16 protein-coding genes are annotated in these 21,750 nt (G+C 69.4%); 6 read left to right on the top strand and 10 right to left on the bottom strand.

Features of this window, described 5'->3' with window-relative positions; translation table 11 throughout:
- The first annotated feature begins 69 nt into the window (after positions 1-69).
- Genes pbpC through ACS5PN_RS12350 form a run of 3 tightly spaced genes read left to right on the top strand, consistent with a single transcriptional unit; the run spans position 70 to position 3,347 of the window.
- On the top strand, positions 70-2,400 hold the full coding sequence (gene pbpC / locus ACS5PN_RS12360) for a penicillin-binding protein 1C (protein ID WP_439465563.1): 2,331 nt from the start codon (positions 70-72) through the stop codon (positions 2,398-2,400).
- 4 nt (positions 2,401-2,404) lie between these two features.
- A complete protein-coding gene (locus ACS5PN_RS12355; RefSeq protein WP_439464253.1) occupies positions 2,405-2,623 on the top strand; it encodes a SlyX family protein in 219 nt (72 codons plus the stop codon).
- Positions 2,624-2,681: 58 nt separating this feature from the next.
- Complete coding sequence (locus ACS5PN_RS12350) at positions 2,682-3,347, top strand: hypothetical protein (RefSeq protein ID WP_439464252.1); 666 nt, start codon at positions 2,682-2,684, stop codon at positions 3,345-3,347.
- 36 nt (positions 3,348-3,383) lie between these two features.
- On the opposite strand, the gene ACS5PN_RS12345 is transcribed toward ACS5PN_RS12350, so the two are convergent.
- Positions 3,384-3,878 carry a cupin domain-containing protein gene (locus ACS5PN_RS12345; protein ID WP_439464251.1) on the bottom strand — a complete coding sequence of 165 codons (495 nt, stop codon included), beginning with the start codon at positions 3,876-3,878 and terminating at the stop codon, positions 3,384-3,386.
- A gap of 28 nt (positions 3,879-3,906) precedes the next feature.
- Here ACS5PN_RS12345 and recQ point away from each other — a divergent pair, with 28 nt between their 5' ends.
- Positions 3,907-5,796: a DNA helicase RecQ gene (gene recQ / locus ACS5PN_RS12340; protein ID WP_439464250.1), complete on the top strand. Its 1,890-nt coding sequence runs from the start codon at positions 3,907-3,909 to the stop codon at positions 5,794-5,796.
- Positions 5,797-5,910: 114 nt separating this feature from the next.
- On the opposite strand, the gene ACS5PN_RS12335 is transcribed toward recQ, so the two are convergent.
- The 3 genes from ACS5PN_RS12335 to ACS5PN_RS12325 all read right to left on the bottom strand — a co-directional run bounded on the left by ACS5PN_RS12335 (position 5,911) and on the right by ACS5PN_RS12325 (position 7,803).
- Positions 5,911-6,759 carry a sterol desaturase family protein gene (locus ACS5PN_RS12335; protein ID WP_439464249.1) on the bottom strand — a complete coding sequence of 283 codons (849 nt, stop codon included), beginning with the start codon at positions 6,757-6,759 and terminating at the stop codon, positions 5,911-5,913.
- Between the two features lie 7 nt (positions 6,760-6,766).
- Positions 6,767-7,387 carry a hypothetical protein gene (locus ACS5PN_RS12330; protein WP_439464248.1) on the bottom strand — a complete coding sequence of 207 codons (621 nt, stop codon included), beginning with the start codon at positions 7,385-7,387 and terminating at the stop codon, positions 6,767-6,769.
- A gap of 128 nt (positions 7,388-7,515) precedes the next feature.
- Positions 7,516-7,803, bottom strand: a complete 288-nt coding sequence (locus ACS5PN_RS12325; RefSeq protein WP_439464247.1) for a hypothetical protein — start codon at positions 7,801-7,803, stop codon at positions 7,516-7,518.
- 201 nt (positions 7,804-8,004) lie between these two features.
- On the opposite strand from ACS5PN_RS12325, the gene ACS5PN_RS12320 reads away from it, so the two are divergent.
- The gene (locus ACS5PN_RS12320) at positions 8,005-11,517 is read left to right on the top strand and encodes a Dyp-type peroxidase (RefSeq protein WP_439464246.1); all 3,513 of its coding nucleotides are present in this window, start codon (positions 8,005-8,007) and stop codon (positions 11,515-11,517) included.
- Positions 11,518-11,590: 73 nt separating this feature from the next.
- Positions 11,591-12,301, top strand: a complete 711-nt coding sequence (locus ACS5PN_RS12315) for a hypothetical protein (RefSeq protein ID WP_439464245.1) — start codon at positions 11,591-11,593, stop codon at positions 12,299-12,301.
- Positions 12,302-12,361: 60 nt separating this feature from the next.
- Here ACS5PN_RS12315 and ACS5PN_RS12310 read toward each other — a convergent pair whose 3' ends face one another.
- From ACS5PN_RS12310 to ACS5PN_RS12285, 6 genes are all read right to left on the bottom strand, one after another.
- Complete coding sequence (locus ACS5PN_RS12310; RefSeq protein WP_439464244.1) at positions 12,362-13,780, bottom strand: pectate lyase family protein; 1,419 nt, start codon at positions 13,778-13,780, stop codon at positions 12,362-12,364.
- 318 nt (positions 13,781-14,098) lie between these two features.
- The gene (locus tag ACS5PN_RS12305; RefSeq protein ID WP_439465562.1) at positions 14,099-16,312 is read right to left on the bottom strand and encodes an ATP-binding protein; all 2,214 of its coding nucleotides are present in this window, start codon (positions 16,310-16,312) and stop codon (positions 14,099-14,101) included.
- Positions 16,313-16,314: 2 nt separating this feature from the next.
- Positions 16,315-16,881 carry a biliverdin-producing heme oxygenase gene (locus tag ACS5PN_RS12300; RefSeq protein WP_439464243.1) on the bottom strand — a complete coding sequence of 189 codons (567 nt, stop codon included), beginning with the start codon at positions 16,879-16,881 and terminating at the stop codon, positions 16,315-16,317.
- Positions 16,882-16,937: 56 nt separating this feature from the next.
- The gene (locus tag ACS5PN_RS12295; RefSeq protein WP_439464242.1) at positions 16,938-19,898 is read right to left on the bottom strand and encodes an ATP-binding protein; all 2,961 of its coding nucleotides are present in this window, start codon (positions 19,896-19,898) and stop codon (positions 16,938-16,940) included.
- A 98-nt stretch (positions 19,899-19,996) separates the two neighbouring features.
- A complete protein-coding gene (locus tag ACS5PN_RS12290) occupies positions 19,997-21,247 on the bottom strand; it encodes a hypothetical protein (RefSeq protein ID WP_439464241.1) in 1,251 nt (416 codons plus the stop codon).
- A 152-nt stretch (positions 21,248-21,399) separates the two neighbouring features.
- Entirely contained in the window at positions 21,400-21,651 is a 252-nt protein-coding gene (locus ACS5PN_RS12285; protein WP_439464240.1) for a hypothetical protein, read from the bottom strand.
- Between the last annotated feature and the right edge of the window lie 99 nt (positions 21,652-21,750).

Below are 21,750 nucleotides of genomic sequence, written 5' to 3'. Positions count from 1 at the left end.
TACGCAGCGCGCGCCGCTTGGATGCAAGCAAGCTAGGGGGGCTTGTCGGCTATCGTCTTCGGCATGCCGATGCGCATCACTCGCCGCCACCTCGAACTCACGCTTGCCGGCCTGCTCATGGCCGTTCTGGTGCTGGACTTCGCCTGCCCACTGCCCCAGCCGGCGGCACAGTCGCCGACGCTGACCGTCCTTGCCGCCGACGGCACACCGCTGCGCGCCTGGCCGGGTGACGACGGCGCGCAGCGCCATCCGACGACGCCCGAGGCCGTGTCGGCCAACTATACCGAGGCGCTGCTGCACTACGAAGACCGCTGGTTCCGCTGGCATCCGGGCGTGAACCCGGTGGCGCTGGTGCGCGCAGCCTGGCAGTGGGCGCGGCATGGCCGCATCGTGTCGGGCGGCTCGACGCTGACCATGCAGGTGGCGCGCCTTGTCGACGAGAAGGCGGCCGGCCGGAGCGTGCCAGCCAAGCTGCGGCAGATCGCGCGCGCTTTGCAGCTGGAGCTGCATTGCAGCAAGCACGAGATCCTGTCGCTGTATCTCAACCTCGCGCCCATGGGCGGGCCGCTGGAGGGCGTGGAGACGGCCAGTCGCGCCTATCTCGGCAAGGGCGCGGCCGACCTGTCCAAAGCCGAGGCGGCCCTGCTGGTCGCGCTGCCCCAGTCGCCCACGCGGCTGCGGCCGGACCGCGCCGTCGTGGCCGCGCAGACGGCGCGCGACAAGGTGCTGACGCGCATGCAGACCCTGGGCGTGTGGAGCGCTGCCGACGTGGCCGACGCCAAGCTGGAGCGCGTCTTCGCGCCGCCGCTGCGTGCGCGTTGGCTGGCGCCGCTGGCGGCCGAGCGCCTGCGCCAGGAGGCCAGGCACCGCGGGGCCGCGCCGGCCATCATCCAGTCGACGCTGGACGCCGGCCTGCAGAGCCGCCTGGAGCAACTGCTGACCGACCGGCTCAACAGCCTGCCCGATGCCGTGTCCCTGGCCGCTCTCGTCGTCGACAACCGCACCCTGGAAGTGCGCGGCTATGTCGGCTCGGCCGACTTCACGGATGCGCGCCGCGGCGCCCATGTGGACATGGTGCGGGCCAAGCGCTCGCCGGGCTCCACGCTCAAGCCCTTCCTCTACGGCATGGCGCTGGACGAGGGGCTGATCCATTCCGAGAGCCTGCTCATCGATGCGCCGCAGAACTTCGGTGGCTATGCGCCGGGCAACTTCCAGGCCGATTTCTCGGGGCCGGTCAGCGTCAGCGAGGCCCTGCAGCGCTCGCTGAACGTGCCGGCGGTGGACCTGTTGGACCGCCTCGGCCCCGAGCGCTTTGCCGGCCGCCTGCGCCATGCGGGCCTGAGGCTGCGCATGCCGGCCAATGCAGCGCCCAATCTGAGTCTCATCCTCGGCGGCGGCAGCACGACATTGGAGGAGCTGGTCGGCGCCTACACGGCGCTGGCGCGAGGCGGCATCGCGGCCCGGCCGCGCTTGACGCCCGAGGAGCCCTTGAAGGAGGCCCGCCTGATGAGCGAGGGCGCCGCCTTCATCGTGCGCGAGATCTTGGAGAACGGCGGCCGTCCCGGCAGCCCGTTTCGCGAGAGCGGCCAGCGCGTGGCCTGGAAGACGGGCACGTCTTTCGGCTTCCGCGACGCCTGGGCTCTGGGCGTGACCGACCGCTACACCTTCGGCGTCTGGATAGGCCGGCCCGACGGCACGCCCAACCCCGGTCACTTCGGCGCCAACTCGGCGGCGCCGCTGCTGCGCGACCTGGCCGCCGCCCTGGGGCCGGACGAAGCCCGCCAGCAACTCGCGCCGCGGCGCCGGCCCGACAACGTCGTCTCCGTGCCCATCTGCTGGCCGCTGGGCCTGTCCGAGTCGGCCACCGACCCGGCGCTGTGCCTGCAGCGCCGCACCGCCTGGACGCTGGACGGCGCTGTGCCGCCGACGCTGCCCGACCGCCTGCGCCCGGGTCCGCTGGCCGAGCCCGTCTGGGTGGCCGCGGGCCAGCGTGTGCAACCGGGCTGCGCGCCGACGGCCGAGCGCTTCGAAGCGGTGCGCTGGCCGGCCCTGCTCGGCCCCTTCCTCGATGCCGAGCAGCGCCATCCGATGGAGCGCCTGCCCTGGCGGCCCGACTGCGGCGGCAGCCAGCCGGTGGCCAACCGGCTGCGCGTCGTGGGCCTGGAACCGGGCACGGTGCTGCGTCCGGCGCCGGGGCAGCGCGATGTGGTGCTCAAGCTGCAGGCCATCGGCGGGCAGCAGGGCACGACCTGGTTGCTCGATGGGCAATGGATGGCCGACAGCCCCAAGGCCGCGGCCGCCCAGACCCTGCGCGTCGACCGCGCCGGCCCGCATCGCCTCACGGTCATGGACGGCCTTGGGCGCTGGGCGCGGGTGGAGTTCCAGCTTGCGGCACCATAGCGGCATGGACACCCTGCAAGCCCTCGAACAACGCATCACCGATCTCGAAATCAAGGCCAGCTTTGCCGAGGACACGGTCGAGCAGCTGAATCAGGTCATCGTGCGCCAGCAGGAGCAGATCGACCGATTGATTCGTGAGCTCGTCGAACTACGCAACCGCGCCACAGCGGCCGAGCCGGAGGGCGTGCGCAGCCTGCGCGACGAGTTGCCGCCACACTACTGACCGTGGGCAAGGAGCTGCATGGGAACGAAGCGGCCGCCACTTTCCAAGGGAGTGAATGATGAAGATCGGTTTTTCCGCGGGCTTCTTGATCGCAGCATCCGCGCTGCTGGTCGGTTGCTCAACGACAGCAAGGCTGGACACACCGGAGACGTCCTCATCGGCTGCCGCGTCAACGCAGGACCTGCGCCCGGCACTCGAGAAAACCAGCAAGATACTCAGCCTGCTGGTCACCAGTGAAGACTACGGCATCCGGCGCATTGGTGATGATTGGTATGAGCCGTCGCCGGTTCGGCTGTTGCAGGCCCGCGCCAACCAGCGGCGCAAAGGCAGTACCTCCGACGCCAAGATCGTCGTGCACACGCTGGTGACCTATGCCAACCACGCGGCTTTCGGCAGGGGCGTGGCCCAGGGCGCAGTCGTGGGTGGCGTGTTGGGCGGCGTCGTGGTCGGCGGTGCCGAGCCTGTGAAACCGAAGGTCTCCACGACGCTGTTCGAGCGGGCCGCATTCGAGGCCTTGAACGGCAAGGAATACCAGCGCGGACAGTTCAGCTCTGCGGAAAATCCGTCGGCCGTGCCGGTATTCATCGTCTATATCGATGCCGAAATCGACGGCCAGCGCCGCTTCACCCGGACGCTGATGCCCGCGCCGACGGGAAGCGCATTTGCCAAAGAGCTTCCCCTGGTGATGGAAGCCGCGATCGCTGCCCACCTGGACAAGTACTGATGACCGCCTGGTGATGCCGGAGCCGGCCCGCGAAGTTCAAGGCTCGTCGACCCAGTAGTCCAGCCCGGCATCCTGCTTCTGCAGCAGGCGCAGCCCCGGCGCGAAGGCGCCGACCTTGCCCGAGTCTGGGTAGACGCAGATCTCGGGCTTCTGCATCGTGCTGATGCTGATGTAGTGCAGCGGCGCGTCCGAGGTGTTGATGATGTGATGGGGGTATTCCGGCCCCGCCGGGATGGTGATGACGTCGCCAGCCCTGATCGGCACATGTTCGCCGGCCACGCGCAATGTGCCCTCGCCTCGGATGACGATGAACATTTCCTCCTCGGCATAGTGGTAGTGATAGGGGCAGCTCTGCTGGCCGGGCGCGACGATGTCGAAGCTGGCGCCCATCTGCCGGGCGGCCGTGCCCTGCGTCATCGAGGCGGTCTCGCTGTCGTAGCGCGGCTCGCGCAGGAAGCGCTCGCGCGGCGCTTCATTGAAGTTGCGGATCAGGGTCTGGCGCAACTCGGCGGCTTTCTCGGAAGGGGGCATCGGGGGCTCCTGGGACAATGGCGGCTGAATGAATCCGCCCGTGCATCTTCCAAGCCCCACCGACGACCTGCAATCCGCAGCTCACCAGGTCCTGTCAGCAGTCTTCGGCTACACCGCCTTCCGCGGCCAGCAGGCCGACATCGTCGAGCATGTGGCGGACGGCGGCGACGCCCTGGTGCTGATGCCCACGGGTGGCGGCAAGAGCCTGTGCTACCAGGTGCCGGCCATCCTGCGCCACACCCGCCAGCAGGGCGTGGCGGTGGTGGTGAGCCCGCTGATTGCGCTGATGCACGACCAGGTCGGCGCGCTGGAGGAGGCGGGCGTGCACGCCGCCTTCCTGAATTCCAGCCAGACCGGCGAGGAGTCCAGCCGCATCGAGCGCGAGATGATGAGCGGGCGGCTGACGCTGCTCTACGCTGCGCCCGAGCGCCTGACGACGCCGCGCTTCCTGGCTCAGCTGGCGTCGCTGCACGAGCGCGGCCTGCTGTCGATGTTCGCCATCGACGAGGCCCATTGCGTCAGCCAATGGGGGCACGACTTCCGCTCGGAGTATCTGCAGCTGAGCCTGCTGCACGAGCGCTTCCCGGACGTGCCGCGCATCGCGCTGACGGCCACGGCCGACGAGCTGACGCGGGCCGACATCATCCAGAGGCTGCAGCTGCAGGACGCCCGCGTCTTCATCAGCAGCTTCGACCGCCCCAACATCCGCTACCTCATCGTCGAGAAGAACGGCTCGCCGCGCGAGCAGCTGCTGCGCTTCATCAGCGACGACCACGAGGGCGAGGCCGGCGTCGTCTACTGCCAGAGCCGCAAGAAGGTCGAAGAGACGGCCGAGTGGCTGAAGAGCGAGGGCATGAACGCTCTGCCGTATCACGCCGGCCTGGACGCCGACGTGCGCCGCCGCCACCAGGACCGCTTTCTGCGCGAAGACGGTTTGATCATGGTGGCCACCATCGCCTTCGGCATGGGCATCGACAAGCCCGATGTGCGCTTCGTCGCCCACCTGGACCTGCCCAAGAACATCGAGGCCTACTACCAGGAGACCGGCCGCGCCGGCCGCGACGGCGCGCCGGCCGAGGCCTGGATGACCTATGGCCTGGCCGACGTCGTCAACCAGCGCCGCATGATCGACGAGAGCCCGGCCGAGGAGACCTTCAAGCAGGGTCAGCGCGGCAAGCTGGACGCGCTGCTGGCCTTGGCCGAGGCGACCGACTGCCGCCGCGTGCGCCTGCTGAACTACTTCGGCGAGGAGGCCCAGCCCTGCGGCAACTGCGACAACTGCCTGAACCCGCCGCAGACCTGGAACGGCACCGAGGCGGCGCGCAAGCTGCTGAGCTGCATCTACCGTTTCCACCAGCGCGGTGAGCGCTTCGGCGCCGGCCACCTCATCGACGTGCTGCGCGGCAAGGCGACCGACAAGACGCGCCAGTACCACCATGAGTCGCTGTCGACCTGGGGCTGTGGCGCCGACCTGTCCGAGCAGCAATGGCGGGCCGTGCTGCGCCAGCTGATCGCGCTGGGCCATGTGGCCGCCGAAGGCGATTTCAGCACCCTGGCTCTGCAGGACAGCGCACGGGCGGTGCTCAAGGGCGAGGTCGACATCCAGCTGCGCGAGGCCGAGGAGAAAAAGGCCAGGACGCGGTCCAAGACGGCGCGCGGTGGGGCCAAGCCCAAGGCCGATCCGGCCCTGGGCCTGGACGCCGAGGGCCAGGAGCGTTTCGAGGCTCTGAAGGCCTGGCGCTCCGAGGTCGCCAAGGAGCATGGCCTGCCGGCCTATGTGATCTTCCAGAACACGACGCTGGCCGAGATGGCGCGTGTGCTGCCGGGCGACCTCGCGGAGCTGGGCGAGATCAGCGGCGTCGGGGCCAAGAAGCTCGAGGCCTACGGGCGCGAGATCTTGCGCGTGCTCGGAAGATAAGCAGCCCCTCGTCCAGGCTTGCTCCGCTGAACGCAGGCAAGCCTGACCGGTCCCCCGAGGGGACGGCGATGCTTTCGGCTTCGAGCCGCAAGCACATCGCCCAAGGCGGGCCGGCTAGGGAGCGGCCCGGCGCTCGGCCCGCTGAATGAACGGACTGACCAGCTGGCCGCCTAGCGTCTCGGGCAGTTCGCGGTCGGCGCCGTAGGACGCGGGGAACTGCTCGGCCGGCAGGTGATAGGTGCCGAACAGCCGGTCCATCCACGGAAACAACGCCGCGTAGTTCTTGTTCAGCGCGCCCGGCGTGTTGGCGTGGTGCCAGTGGTGGAAGGCGGGCGTCACGACGATCTGCTCCAGCCAGCCCAGCCGCCATTTCAGGTTGGTGTGGATGAAGAAGGCCCACAGCGTGGTGATAGCCAGGTAGACCGCCACGGCCGCATCCAGCCCGTCGTTGCCCTGGCGGATGCCGAGCACGACGATGGGCACGGCCGACACCACGCGCGCGAACACCAGGTCCACCGGGTGGGCGCGGGTGTTGACCAGCCAGTCCAGCTCGGTGGGGCTGTGATGTACGGCGTGCAGCCGCCACAGCCATTCGTTCTCGTGCGACCAGCGGTGTGCCCAGTAGAAGGCCAGGTCGCCCAGCACCACCAGCGCCGTGACGCGGACCGCGAAGGGCAGGCTGGCGACCCAGGCATAAAAGCCCGCCGGGATGAGGCCGCTGGCGAACCAGGCCAGGGCGGCCGTCGCCACCACCGTCATGAAGGGCGGCAACAGCCCGCCCAGGAAGTAGTAGCCGACGTCCTGCGCCAGGTTGTGGCGCAGGAAGCGCTGGGGGCGGAGGGCGAAGCGTCGCTCCAGCAGGCCGAAGACGACGGCCATGGCCCCCAGCCAGACGGCCAGCCCCAGGGCTTTGTGCGGCAGCGAGGCCGCGAGCACCTGCCACTGCTGCCAGACCTGGCTCAAGGCAGGCCTACGGGGCCTGACGGCGCCGCAGCTTCAGTCCACCGAGTGCCAGCAGGCCCGCCGCGAGCAGGAGCTGTGGTGAGACTTCAGGCACCGCCGCGGCGGTCAGCGTGACGCCGTCGACGTTGAGGATCTCGGGATAGGAGCCTGGCAGGAACTCGGCCGCGAAGGTCAGGGCCTGCACCGTGGACGTCGCGGTGAACGTCATCTTGGACTGCACCCAGGTCTGCACGCTGGCCGACGTCTGCTGGCCGGTCTGGGTCTGCGACCCGAAGCTGACGCGCCATTGCTGCATGGCCGTGGGCGCGAGCGAGGTGTGGTTGGACATCGAGTAGAAGCTCAGCTCGTAGCTGGCGCCCACCTGAAGCCCCGACAGGGTCTGCGTGATGCCGACCGCGTTGAAGCGCGGCGCGAAGCTGTCGAGGTCCTGGATGCCGAAGTAGGAACCGCCTTCCGGGCTGGTGTGGTTCTCGAAGGTCTGCCACGACTCGCCGGTGGGCACGACCAGCGTCCAGCCGGTGGGAGCGCCGGCGCCCGAGAAGTTCATCGAGCCGTTGGTGACCAGGTTGTCCGCCGCTTGCGCCATCAGGGGCGCGGCGAGGAGCCATGGCAGATGTCGGAACATCATCTCGGACTACCTTCGTTGAGTGACGAGGTGGACCGTACGCCTGGCGGGAGGGGGTCTGAATCCCTAGACCCCGCGCTGGACACGCATTCCGGGGGGAGCGTGCCCAGCGTTTGCTGAAACCAGGCGGCTCAGCGGACAGCCGACGTCAAGTCGGCGCTCGCGACCTGGGTCGTGTCGGCGCTGCGGCGGCCTTCGATGACGACGCGCGGCAGCTGCTCGATGCTGGCCACGGTGTCGGGCGTGTGCACGCCGCTGATGACCACGCGGTCCAGCTTGACGATTTCGGGCGCTTCGGCGGGCGTCGTGATGGTCATCCAGGTGGCGCCGGTCAGGGCGACCAGGGCGACGAGGATGGCGGCGCTGACGGCTTGCAGGCGGGTGCGGGCGGCGGCGGTGGTGGTGCTGATGCGGTTCATGGCTTACTTCTTTCTCTCTGGTGTGCCGCCAGTGTGTTCTCGAGGGGGCCTCCGATCTAAGGGTTTGCGATAGGTTGCGGCTTTTCGCGGATGAAATGCGTCCGGCGCGGATCGGCAGTTCCTCAAGCCTGAGGGCGCGCCCTGACGCCGCGGTCATGCGGCGCCGGGATACTCCTGCCCTAAAAGCTAGGGGGAAAACTTATGGCACGGGGAAACGACGTCCAGCTCGGCGGCATCACCGATCTCAACCTGCTGGCCGACATCAAGCGCGGCTTTGTCGATGCGCTGGAGGTGGTCACCTACGTCGACCGCCTGCGCAAGGTGCTGAAGACGCTGAACGGCCTGCGCCTGGGCTCGCGCGAGTCCAGCTCCCCCGCATCGCCCTATACCGACATCGTTGCCCGCTGGCGCATCGTCCATTCCTTCCGCTGGAGCATCGTCGACGGCAAGGATGGCGCCCCCGACCGGCTGCTGCTGAGCGTCAACTTCGACGGCGGCTGGGAGCCGTATATGCGCGTCATCTGGGACCAGCTCGGCTCGACGCTGGACCTGATGCTCTGCCACACCGAGGGCTATACCCTGTCGCGCGCCTGCAGCTTCGAGCGCTATGCGCGCTGGGTGCGCGAGCACGAGGTGTCGGCCGACTTCCTCTTCATCGAGTCCGGCCGCAGCGTCGGCGACGCCGAATACCTGGCCCGGCTGGAAGCCGCCCAACGCGGCCGCGCCAACGAGCTGGAGTTCAACCGCCTGCGCGCGCCGGCCTCGGGCGAGACGCCGCCCCTGCCGACCGGCGACAAGGAGCGCTTCGCCATGGCGGCGCGTGGCCTGCTGCCGCTGGCGGGCCTGTACACCCTGCAGCGCTTCTTCGGCGACGCGGCGCCCGACCGCGACTGCCTGCTGCGTGCGACGCACGACGTGCTGTTCGAGCTGCGCGAGCTGGGCACCGCCGAGCAGTTTCCCAAGGACGGCGGCAAGACGGCCGGCGGCCAGCTGCGCCTGCGCCACCACGAGATGCTGGCCTGGTTCGAGCAGCCGCTGGACGAACCGCAGGTGACCGCTCGCGAGCTGTCACTGAATCCCGGCGACCTGCAGTGCTGCGTGCTGAGCAAGCCGCCCGGCAACCGCGGCGGCCTGGTGCTGCTGCGCGTGGCCCAGCCGACCCAGGCGGTGGCCTGGCTCAGCACCGCGCCCGTGCAGCGCGACAACCAGGATGGCGAGTCGCTGCCCGTCTGGCGTCAGGTGGCGCTGACGCTGAGCGGCCTCAAGGCCCTGGGCATCCCGGCGTCGCGGCTGGACCGCTTCCCGCAGGCCTTCAAGGAGGGTATGGCCGCCCGCGCCGGCCTGCTGGGCGACGTGCGCCACAACCACCCGTCGCACTGGGTGCTGGCGCCTCATGTCAACAAGATCGACCGCATCGATCCGGCCAACGCCCACGTTCTCATTCAGCTGCGCTTCGCAGCCGCCGGGCCGGGCGAGAACTTCACCGAAGCCGACGACAAGCGCCTGCACGAACTCGCCGAGGCGCTGACCGTCAACACCGGCCTGGCCCTGATGGCCATCGAGCCCATGCGCAGCAATGCCGCCGACAAGGAGCACTTCGGCTTCAAGGACGGCATCAGCCAGCCGGTGCTGGGCGGCGACGCGACGGGCCAGTCCTGGGACGACCGCGTCAAGACCGGCGAGGTGCTGCAGGGCTTCCCGACCGAGCGCGACAAGGGTTACGCCGTGCCCGAGCAGCCTGACGCGCTGCTGGACCGCGGCAGCTTCCTGGTCGTGCGCAAGTTGCGCCAGTACACCGGTCGATTTGCCAGGCGCACCTATTCCGAAGCCAAGAAGATCGGCCTGGACCATGAGCTGGTCATGGCCAAGCTGATGGGCCGCTGGCAGGACGGCCGTTCGCTGGCCGCGCCCGGGACCGCCGGCAACGACTTCAACTTCGCCAAGGACAAGGAAGGCTCGGCCTGCCCCTTCCACGCCCACATCCGCCGCACCAACCCGCGTGATCTGGGCGGCACGGCGTTCTCGAAGAGCCGCATGCCGCGCATCCTGCGCCGCGGCATGAGCTATGGCGCACCGGTGCATGCCGACGCGCCGGATGACGAGGACCGCGGCCTGGTGTTCATGGCCTACAACGCCCACCTGGCCGAACAGTTCGAAGTGGTGCAGCGCTGGGTGGCCGGCGGCAACGCCAGCGGCGGCTATTCGGCCCAGAGCGACCCGCTGCTGGGCGTGGTGGACGGCAGCGGCGGGCCCCGCCTCTTTCCCTTCGAGCATGGCGGCAAGCCCTACGAAGTCGACCTCGGCCCCGAGCCTTTCGTCACCCTGCAATGGGGCGCCTATTTCTTCGTGCCCTCCATCGCCACGCTGAAGGGCCTGCCGGGCTTGGTCGAGCTGCCCCTGCCGCTGCCTGCTCCCACGCCGCTGCCCGAGCGCATCCCCGATCTGCAGAACCTGGCCGCCGTGCAGCTGTGGCTGGAAGACACCACCAGCCGCGACGGCGCCTGGGCCTGGGTTCGCGCCCAGCCTGGCGGCGTGGTGGACACGGCTTATGGGGTGTTGGTGGGCGCGGCCGAACGCGTCTGCGAGGTGCTGAGGAATGTCCCCGACCGCTACTCCAACAGCGGCTATGGCGAACGCATGCATGACTCCATCGGCGTGGGCTACCTGGGCCAGGACGACGACAGCGGCCACCTCGACCTGGCCCCCGTCATCAACGCCGCCATCGAGGCCTACAGCGAGGAGTACTGCTATGCCACGGCGTACTCGGTCGCCAAGGCCGGCCTGTTGCAGCTGAAGAAGGAAGCCCGTGCGCTGCTGGACGCTTTTCCTGCTTCGCAGAAACCCCAGGACCTGCCCACCGACACGCCGCTGGACTTCGAGCGCCTCAGCGAAGGCGTGCTGGCCGCGCTGTGCAAGGCCTGGTTCGGCCAGCCCGACGGCCGCCACATCTGGGGCACGGAGTTCCACGCGGAAGCGCCGGCGCAAGGCGTGGCCGCGCGCTGCCCGCGTGACCTCTTCAAGGTCTCGCGCCATGTCTTCGGCCCGCACCCGACCGACGCGGTCAAGGCCGAGGGCCGCGCCGCCGGCCGCCGCTTCACCGCTGCCGTCGAAGACTGGCTGGCCGAGCCCGGCACGGTGCTGCCGCCGCTGGCCGCAAAGATCATCGATGCGGCCAAGGCCCTGCCCGACGCCACGCCCGACCTGCCCGCGCGCACGCTGGCCGGCATCATGCTGGGCTTCCCGCCCACCACGCATGCCAACTTGGTCACCGTGCTGGCCGCCTGGACGCAGACGCGCAAGCTCTGGGAGCTGCAGCCGCAATGGAACGCGGTCCCGCCCGAGACCCAGAACGCCCCGCCTCCTTATGCCGAGGCCGTCGCCTGCCTGCGCCCGACGCTGGTCGCCACGCTGACCCAGCGCCCCACGCCCTTCCAGATCTGGCGCAAGGCCAAGGTGGCGCACAAGCTCGGTCAGGTGGACATCGCACCGGGCCGCGTCGTCGTCGTCGGCCTGGGCTCGGCCACCCAGCAGGACCCCTTGCGCCATCACGTTGCTTTCGGCGGCGACCGCGCCGACCCCAAGGGCCCGCCGCCCCATGCCTGCTCGGGCTACGGCATGGGCATGGGCGTCATGCTGGGCGTCATCGCGGCCGTGCTGGATGCGGGGGTACTGCGCTACACGGGGGCGCAGACGGTGGTGGCGATGGGGGTTTAGTTGCGACGCATTGGCCTTTGCCGAGGGTTGATGTCTTTGGGCAGCGCCTGTGTCGGCGTTAGCTGGAGTCGGTATGCCAACTCAGATTGAAAAGCTGGAAGCCCATACTAGCCACCTTCTCGATGCTTTTCTCGGTCTCAAAGAGCGCTACGCGTTGCTGCACCCGATGCTGTTTGATGCCGATGTAGTGAAGCATCATGGTTCAGAGAAACGAGCACGAGGATTCAAGACCCTACGGCACTCGCTTTTTCTTTCTTGCGCTCAGGACATTGCAAAGCTTTCCCTCGACAAGGACGATAGGACGCCGAGTATCAGAAGGCTCGTAGGCGCTTTGCAGGATGAACATTTGCAAGCGGAACTACGAGAGCGGTTTGCAATTTGGGTAGTCCCTTCTGTCGAAGAAGAGGCCGATCCAGAGATCCGCGAAGCTCTCCGGCGGATGGAGCTGCGCGAGCAAGCCGAGCGTCGAGCTCAGTTTGACGAGATTCTTGCCAGTGCCAATGCGAAATTTTTAGCGCTCGAATCCGACGCCGCGCTGCTGGGCTTCTTAACTATCAGAGACAGGGTCTCTGCTCACACAGAGGTCCATCTAGTCGCTGACAAGTACCAATTCGTCGACATTGGCCAGCTTGGCATCAAGTGGGCTGATTTGAAGCGGATCGTCGACCTGATGCAGTCGCTTGTGGAAGAGTTGGGCATGCTGATTCGGAATGCTGGATTTGCATGGGAGAGTCTGGAATCTCAGCTTGCGAGGGCTAGCGCAGGTTTTTGGCAAACCAACTAGGGCGTTCAACCATGCCGCCGGCGGCGCGCTCGAGCAGTGCCGGCGGCATGCGCTATCTCGTCAGCAACTGACCTTCGCCAGCCCCGTCCCCGCTCCCGCCGCCGCCGGCAACTTCTGCTTCACACACGACGGCGCCTGCAGCGAGTAGCTGTAGGGAATCCCCAGCGGGAAGTTGGCCGTCGTCACCCAGTCCGTCGCATCCCGCGACGGTGAAGAGCCGCTGGCGACCCAGGTGATGCCATAGGTCGCAAAGTCGGCCGGGCTGGTGATGTTGTTGTTGCGCAGCTGCCAGTAGCCGATGGCCGAGCTGTCGCGCGAGGTCACCGGGTTCTGCGAGTTCTCGAACCAGTTGCCCTCGATGAGCGAGTAGCCGCCCATGCGGATGTTGGCGCCCGAGGTCAGCACGCCCGTGTACAGGTTGTTGTACAGATGGGTGTAGCCAGCGCGCTGCAGCGGCAGGCGGGAGCCGACGTTCTTGTAGTGGTTGTGGTGGAAGGTGATGAAGCGGTCGCTGGCGTCGCTGTCGCTGGAGCCGATCAGGCCGACCTTGTGGTGGTCGTGGATGTAGTTGTACGAGTAGGTGATGTGGTGGGCGCCGGCCTTGTTGTCGACCAGGCCGTCGAACTCCAGGTCACCCGCGCCGCTGCACTCCTTCAGGCTGCTGAACAGGGTGTTGTGGTCGACCCAGATGTAGCCGGGATACTTGCCGCTCTGGCCCTCGATGCCGATGGCGTCGATGCTGCCGGGCAGCAGGCCGATGGTCATGTTGCGGATGATGACGTTCTGCGAATCGGCCTTGACGGCCAGGCCGAAGTTGGCTGCGGAGCCGTTGGCGCCTTCGATGGTGATGTTGTCCTTGTTCTTGATCTCGACGATGGCGCCGGCGGGCTTTTGCCACTGCGTGCAGGCGTCGGGGATGGTGCCGAAGTCGAAGGTGCCGGTGTAGCGCAGCACCAGGCCCGAGCTGCCGTCATAGGCGTTGATGGCGGCCTGCATGGCCGCGGCGGTGCTGACCGTCACGGCGGTCTTGCTGCCGCCGCCCGTCACCGTGCCCGCATAGCCGCCGCTGGCGCCGGCCGGGGCGGGCGCGGGCGTTGGGGCGGGGGAAGGTGCGGGTGTGGGGGCCGGTGTGGGTGCTGGGGTCGGCGCAGGTGTGGGTGCCGGCGTAGGCGCCGGTGATGCCGCCGGGCCAACGGCGCATTTCTTGGTGATGCCGGGGTTGGGGTCGGAGCCGAAGGTGGCTGTCGTGCAGGCGATGTCGCCCTTGAGGCTCTTGACGACCCATTTGTCCTTGATGCCGTAGGACACCGAACGGGTGCTGGTGCCGACCTTGCAGGTCTCGCCTTCGTCGGCGCATTTGGAATAGCCCGAGGGCCAGTCGACGGCTTGTGCGGCCGAGGCGGCCAGCACGAGAGTGAGGGCTGTGCCGGCGGTGCGGACGACGGGCAGGGGCGGGGGTGTCAGCTTCTTGGTGATCATGGCTTTGTCTCCGGGGTCGTTGTGTGGGCAGCGCGGTGTCCGTCCGGATGCGCGCAGCGGACCGTCACGCCGGCCGGGAGTGGCCGCCGCGAAGGCTGTCAGGGCATGGGAGAAAACAACCGGCGCCGACGTCAGGTCGCTACCGGTCGATCCACGCGCATCGGCGTGGCGACTGCAGGTCGGTGCGGCAGCGCCGCACATCGAGAATCAACTATGGAACGTTGTTCCGATAATTTGGATACGTGGTTTCACGAAGCCGGCGGCAGTGACGCAAAGGCGCGGCGCCGGGCACGGCGCCTGCCGGCCGGCCGCGCGGGCTCATCCCTTGGGCTTGGGCAGCACCACCGTGAACACCACCAAGCCGTCTTCGTAGGCATAGGCCAGCGTGCCGCCATGGCCCTGGGTCATCTGCTGGGCGAGGTAGAGGCCCAGGCCCAGGCCGGAACGGTTGCGCTCGCGGTTGGCGGCGCGCTTGAAGGGGTCGAACAGCATGGGCACGAAGGCCGGATCGATGGGCTGGGCGGCGTTGGCGACGCGCAGTCGCAGCGCATCGCTGTCGTTGTACAGCCGCACGGCGATGGGCTGGGCCTGGTCGCCATGGTGGCGGGCGTTGCTGAGCAGGTTGCTGATGACCTGGGCCAGGCGGTCGGCATCGACGTCGGCCATCAGCAGGGGCGGCGCATCGAAGTCGACGATGCGGGCCGGGTGGGCCAGGCGCATCTCGGCGATGAGGTCACGCGCCAGCGCGACGAGGTCGGTCGGTCGGCGATCCAGCTGCAGGCCCGAGCCGCTTTTCACCCGCGACAGGTCCAGCACCTGGGTGATGAGGCGCTGCATGCGGCCGCTGCTGTTGCGGATGCGCGTGCCCAGCTCGCCGCCACGGCCGTCGCCCGACGGTGACCGCTGCAGCACATGGGCGGCCATGGTGATGCTTTGCAGCGGGTCGCGCAGGTCGTGGCCCAGCATGGCCAGCAGCTCGGTGCGCAGGCGGATGCTCTCGGCCAGCTTGGCGGCGTGGGCGCGCACCAGGCCGTCCAGCAATTGGGTGGCCAGGTCCAGCTCCAGCAGGGTCCAGGGCACGGCCTGGCCGCGCACCGTCTCCTTCCAGAGCTCGAAGGAGCCGCGCGGCGTCAGGCGCGGGCCCAGCGGGCCGGGCGTGTATTCCTTGATCGGCTTGCCGCCCCAGTGGATGGTCTCGATCTGCTCGGGCCGCAGCAGCACCACCCAGCCATCGGCCGCGGCGTCGAAGCGCAGGGCCAGCACACCGCACAGGGGGGCGAGCCGTGCCCGCAGGGCCGCGGGCATCTGGGCCGCGTCGTGGCCGTGCAGCACGTCGCCGCGGGCGGCCTGCAGCGACGCGGTGGTGCTGCGGTCCGACAACCAGCGCAGCAGGGCTTCGGCGGCGGCGCCGTCCACGCCATGCGCGCGCAGCTTGCCGCTCTCGCCGATGACGACGGCACCGGCGTGCAGCAGCTGGCACAGGGCCGGCGCCTCGGCGGCCAGGGCGCTCAAGGTGTCATCGGCCTGCAGCACCTGCTCGGCGATGCGGGTGGACAGCACGGACGCGGTGCGCAGCTCGTCGGCGCGCTGGCCGGCGAGCAGCGACTGCACCCGCGAGGCCAGCAGCTGGCCAATGACGTCGCAGGCCATGCGCAGCGCATAGGGCACGCGGCGTGGCGTGTAGTGGTGGCAGGCCAGCAGGCCCCACAGCCGCCCGTCGACGACGATGGAGATGCTCATGGACGCCGCCACGCCCATGTTGCGCAGGTATTCGATGTGGATGGGCGAGACCGCGCGCAGGATGGCGCCGCTCATGTCCAGCAGGTCCGGCGACAGGGCCTGCACCGGCACGGGCGTCGTCGTCACGTCGGCAATCAGGCGCAGGGTGTTGACGACATAGAGACGGCGCGCCTGGGCGGGGATGTCGCTGGCCGGGTAGCGGCGGCCCAGGAAGGGCTCCAGTGCCTCGGTGCGCGCCTCGGCGACGACGTCGCCGGAGTCGTCATGCCGGAAGCGATAGCCCATGACGCGATCGAAGCCGGTCAGCTGGCGCACCTCGGTGACGGTGGCGGCCAGCAACCCGTCGATGCTGTTCAGGCGCTTGAGCTTGTCCATGGCCCGGTGGGCCATCAGCGAGAAGCTGGTGAGCTGGCCGGCCGACATGGGCTGCAGCTCGAATTCGACGATGAGCAGGCCTTCGGCGCTGCGATGCGGCACGACGTCGAAGAGCTGCTCGCCCACGCGCAGCTCCTGGGCCAGCGGCATCAGGGCATCGGGCTGTGCCAGCGTGGCCAGCGACTCGGCGAGCAGCGCTTGCAGGGCTTCATCGGAGCCGAAGTGCCCGCTCTCGAGGGCCGCACCGAGAGCCGGCAAGGTGCACGGCGCCAGCAGCGCTGCCGCATTGGCGCTGGCCTGGCGCAGCACGCCGGTGGCGTCGAAAGCCAGCAGCACGCCGTGGGACTGGATGGCCCCGGGCGTGTGGATGGGCTCGCGGTCGCAGTTGTCCAGCGTGACGGTGGGCTCGCTCGGCATCGTCACGATGCGGCCTCGCTGAGGCGGGCGTCGAAGGCCTGTTGCAACTGCTCGAAGGCCTGCGCGGCGGCGCGGCAGGCGATCGCGATGGCGGCCGCGTCATCGCCGAGCGCGGCGTGCAGCTCGCGCAGAAAGCCCTGCCAATGGGCGCCGGTCTCCCGGCCACGGCCTTGCAGATAGTGGGTGGACTGCGGTGCCAGCGACGGGGTCAGCCGCCGCGCCAGCACCTGGCCGCCCAGCTGCGAGCCCTGCACCACATAGGCCACGCCCCAGGCGGCGGGCGGCTGGGCCCAGTCGGCGCGGCCGGTCGCGGCGGGGGCGTCGTCGGGGCCGATGTCGGCCGCCATCCAGCCCAGCAGCAGGGCCGCATCGCCGGGGCAGGTGGCCTCCAACGCCGGCCGGCAGGCCTGCAGCCAGCAACGCAACACCTGCAGATGCTCGCGGTAGTCGGCCGCCGTGGCGCCTTCACGCGACAGCGGCAGGCCGGCATCCAGCTGGGCGTGCTGGGCGGCCGTGGCTGCGCGCAGGGCAGCGAGGGCGGGTGATGAGGTGGCGGGCGACGGCGGCATTGCGCTCCATCGTAGCGGCGCGGGAGTTACGAGAGCACCGCGGTTACACCCTGCCCTCAGAGTTGCAAAGCCCGTTCCAGAAAGCCCGTCATGCCCAGGCGCTCGAACTCGCGGCCGGCGCGGTCGCGGGCGGCCTGCCAGTGGTCGTCCAGGCGCAGTTCGGCTTCCAGCAGGGCCGTGACGGCGGCCTCGTGCAGGGAGTTGCGCTGCTCGCCGGCGCCGCGGGCCAGGCCGAGGTAGCGCTTGGCCCGTTCGGTATCGCCCAGCCTTGCCGCCAGCCGGGCCGCCGCGCGGTAGGCCATGGCGCCGCCGATCCAGTCATGCTGTCGGCCGCGCTTCAGGGCCAGGGCGACGTGGTGGCGGGCCGCGCCGGCATCGCCCTGGGTGGACAGGATGTCGGCCAGCCAGCCATGCTGGAAGCTGCTGTACAGGCCGCCGCCGCGCGGTGCCAGCCAGGCGGTGGCGTCCAGGATGTGCTGGCGGGCGGTCGGGTCGGCCTCCTGCATCCAGGCGCCGTAGGCCCCGGCGGCGTGGCCCATGGCGCAGGTGAACATGCTGCGCACCTGGGCGCCGACACGGTGGGCCACGAGGGCGGCCTCGCGCGCCTCGGCCCAGCGGCCCTGCCACAGCAGCACGGCGGCGCGCCAGCCCTGCATGCTGGCTTCGACAGCATGGCCGCTGCCGCTGAAGGGGGCCAGGGCCTCGGCAAAGATCGCGTGGGCCTGGTCGAAATGGCCCTGGTCGCCCAGCACATAGGCGCGGCAGCACAGCGAGAAGGACAGGCCGATCTGGTTCACCGCGCTTTTGCTGGCGCGGGCGCGCTGGCGGGCGATGGCCAGGTCCAGCATGGGCAGGGCGTTGGCGTAGTCGGCCGCGGCGGCCTGCAGCTGGCCGACGGTGCCGGGCAGCTGGGCCAGCAGGGCGTTGTCGCCACAGTCCTGGGCCATCTCGACGGCAGCGCGGGCGTGGCGCAGGCTGTCGCGCGTCTCGCCCAGCGCATAGCCCACATAGGAGAGCCAGTACTCGGTGCGGGCGATGAGCGTGGGTTCGCGCTCGGCCCTGGCGAGGGCGGCGGCGTGCCGCAGCACGCGCAGGTCGTCCTGGGAGGCATCGAACACGCAGGCCATGCCCAGGCGCTGGGCGATGGCCACCCAGCGGCGGCGGCGCTCGGCGTCATCGGGCAGGAATTCGAGGGCCGCCAAGGCGGCGCGGAACTGCTTCTTGGCGCGGTCCAGGGCCGAGGCGGCCAGGGCCTGGTCGCCGGCGGCCTCGGCGTGGGCGGCGGCGGCGGGCCAGTCGTTGGCGGCCGCGCCGTGATAGGCCAGCTGCTCGTGCAGCTCGTTGCCGCCGTGGGCCGCCAGCTCGATGCTGATGCGTCGGTGCAGGGCCTGGCGCTCATGCAGGCCGGTGGCTTCGTAGACGACGTCGCGCGTGATGCCGTGCTTGAAGCGCAGATGGCCGGGGCGCTGGTCCGGGAAGATGAAGTCCTGCGCTGCCAGCGCCTGCACATCGGGGTGCTGCTCGCCGCGGCCCGCCAGGGCCTGCAGCAGCCAGACCGGGATGACGTTGCCGATGACGGCGGCCAGACGCACCAGCTGGGCCTGCTCGGGCGGCAGGCGGCCGACGCGGGACTCGACCAGGGCCGCCAGCCAGGCCGAGCTGCTCTGGCCGGCCACCAGGCCTTCGCCGGTGTCGGCCGCGGCGTGGCAGAGCTCCTCGATGAAGAGGGGGTTGCCGCCGGCGTGGCGCTGCACCTCGGCGGCGATGAAAGGGTCGATCTGCGGCAGCAGCTGCTGCACGGCGCGGGCGGCCTCGGTCTCGGTCAGCGGCGGCAACTCGATGAGGTCGGCATCGCCGTCGTTGGCGGCGGGCAGGGCGGCCGTGCTGGGCAGCGGCCGGCTGGCCGTCAGCAGCATCAGCGGCAGGCCCTCGCGCTCGGCGCCGGCGCGCAGGCGGTGCAGCAGGCGCAGCGAGGCATCGTCGGCCCATTGCAGGTCGTCGATGAAGACGAGCTGGGGCGTGCGCCGCGCCAGAGCCAACAGCAACGTCAGCAGGGCGTCCGCGCGCTGGCCTGCCTGGCTGTGCTGGGCGGCGAAGAGCTCGGGCGGGGCGTCGTGCAGGCCGTCCAGGCCGCGCAACATCTGCAGGAAGGGCTGCAAGGGCTCGGCGCTGAGATAGCTCTCGCAGTAGCCGCGGTGGATCTGGCAATGCTGATCGGCCGCCCGGCGCAGGAATTCCTCGGTGAGCCGGGTCTTGCCCACGCCGGCGCCGGCGCGTATGCCCAGCCACAGCGTGCTGCGATCGTGCAGGGTGCGCGCGAGCGCGGTGTCCAGCGAGGCCAGCTCGCTGCCGCGGCCGACGAAGGGGGCCAAGCCGCGGCGCATGCTCGCCTCGAAGCGCCGGCTCACGGGGGCGCGGCCGAACACGCGGTAGGCGGCCAGCGGCGTGGCGCGGCCGCGCAGCTGCAGCGAGAAACGCGGGCCGGTGTCGAAGAACTGGCTCTGCAAGCCCAGGCTCTCCTCGCTGGCGATGATCTCGTCGCGCTTGGCGGCCTCGGACAGGCGCGCGGCGATGTTGGGCGCGTTGCCCAGCAGTTCGAAGCGGCCACGCATCTGGTCGCCCTCGTTGACGAGGACGATGCCTGCGTGGATGCCGCTGTGCAGGGCCAGACCAGGGAAGTCGGCGGGACGGGGGCCGGGCGGCTGCAGCTCGCGCACGGCGGTGTGCAGTTCCAGCGCGGCCTCGGTCGCGCGGCGGCCGTCGTCCTCGCGCACCTCGGGGTGGCCGAAGACGGCCAGCATGCCGTCGCCCTGGATGCGGGCGATAGTGCCGCCATGGTGGGGCACGACGCGCTCGTACAGCGCGCGCAGGCCGGCCAGCATGGCCGCGTAATGCTCGGCCTCCATCCACTCGGCCATGGCGGTCGAGCCGCTGAGGTCGACGAAGAGCAGGGTCAGCAGCCTGCGCTGGCCGACGGGGGCAGGTTTTGCAGCGATGGGAGCGGTGGACTCGGTCACGGCGGCGTCGATCCTAGCCGCTGCACCCTGGGCGAAACCGCATGGAGAGCCCGTTTTGGGGTCAGGCCTCTAGTGCTTTTGTAACCTCTGAACCGTCGTCAACCTTGCAGCGGTACGAAATCGGTGTCCGCCACGGTGCGCGGCGCGTCCTGCGGCAGGTCTTCCTCGCGCAGGCCGAGGTAGATGGGCTCGCCGTTGCGACGGTGGATGTTGATCTTGGCGTTGTAGACGCGGTGGATCAGGCCGTGCTTGTCGGCCATCTGGTACTCGCTGATGCCCCACAGGCCGGTGTTGTCGCGGCGGCCGGTCAGGTAGCAGGCGATCTCGTCGACCTCGGAGCCGGCCAGCTTGAGGCCGTTCAAGCTGCGCAGCGGCGCGCGCGTGCGCTCGACGAAGTCCAGGCTGTCGATGCGCACGTCCTCGCCGCTGGCCTCGTCGTGCATCAGCGTGTTGAACTTGCCCACCAGGATCTGGCCCGGTTCGGCACGCTCGATCATGCGCGCCAGCTCGATGGTGACCTGGCCGACCAAATAGCTGAACGACGTCGGGTTCAGGCCCTCGGATTGGTAGAACTCGTAGTGCGAACCGACGTGGAAGCAGGCGCGCAGCTTGGGCACCGACTCGGGCCGCGTGGCGCGCTCGCGGGCCAGGGCGTTGTCGGCCAGGATGAACTGCATCAGCTGGTACAGCTCGACATTGGCCTCGACGCCGCGCATGCGGTTCCAGATGTAGAAGCCGTCGCCCGTCGTCGTGCGGGCGAAGTTGATGTTGATTTCCTGGTCCAGCAGCTTGGCATAGGCCGCGTTGACCGAGCAGGACAGGCTGTTGAGCTGCACGACCTGCTGCAGCGGCGTCAGCAGCGAGAAGCCGACCGCATCGAACAGGATGACGGCACGGTCCTCGACGAGGCGGATGCCGTAGCGCGCCGCGATGGCGGCGATCAGCGGCAGGCCCAGGCCCCGGTCCGGGTTGAAGGGCAGGTCGATGACCTTGGGCGTGACGCCGAGGGCGGCCGACACGCTGTCGAAGGCCTCTTTGTCCAGGTGCTCCGGGTTGGACAGCAGCTTGTCCAGCAGCCGCGTGCGCCGCGTCACCTCGGTCGGCGGCGAGGTGCCGTCGCCCAGGGTGTACTCGGTCAGCATCTGGTGCGGCGCGACCAGCACGCGCAGGCCGCGCGGCTCGGGCGTCCAGGCGTAGATGAGGTTGTCGCCCAGGCTCCACAGCGTGTAGAGGGCCTGGTCGAGCAGGATGATGTTCTCGCGCAGTGCGGTTTCGCTCAGGCCGGCCGGCGCCGGATAAGCCATGAAGCCATCCAGCCAGGACCGGCGTTTGCGCAGCTCTTCTTTCAAAGCGGGCTCCAGTCAGAAGCCCGGATTGTCTTTCAGAGTGCGAATAAATGTTGACGCCAAGCCGACTCGTCGGCGCAGCACAGGCCGCCGGCCTGCTGCGCCGGCGACTCGGCTCGGGTGTTTGTGGTCATTCCCATCGTCATGCGAAGACCTCAGGCGCGACGGGCGGTGACGGTCACGCGGGGCAGTTGTTGCACTTGGGCGACTTCACGGACGGCGTAACCGGTGACGACGACGCGCGGCAATTGAGCAACTTGAGGGGCGACTTCCTGCGTGGCCTTGCCGGTGATGACGACGCGGGGCAGCTTCTGGATTTCTTGGGGAGCGGCGCTGGCGGCGAAGGCGGTGAAGGCGAAGGCGGCAACGGCGGCGGCTTGGATCAGGACGGTGGCGGTGGTCTTCATGATGCTTCCTTTCGGGTTCTGCACAGCGGGATTGCTGTGTCGATGGAAGCAGTTTCGTCATCGGACCGCCGCGCCGCCACGCCGCTGCGATGAATCGCC

Source organism: Roseateles sp. NT4 (genome assembly GCF_051857475.1).
In the GTDB taxonomy this organism is placed as follows: Bacteria; Pseudomonadota; Gammaproteobacteria; order Burkholderiales; family Burkholderiaceae_C; genus Pelomonas.
This window is presented reverse-complemented; position numbering and strand designations above follow the sequence as displayed.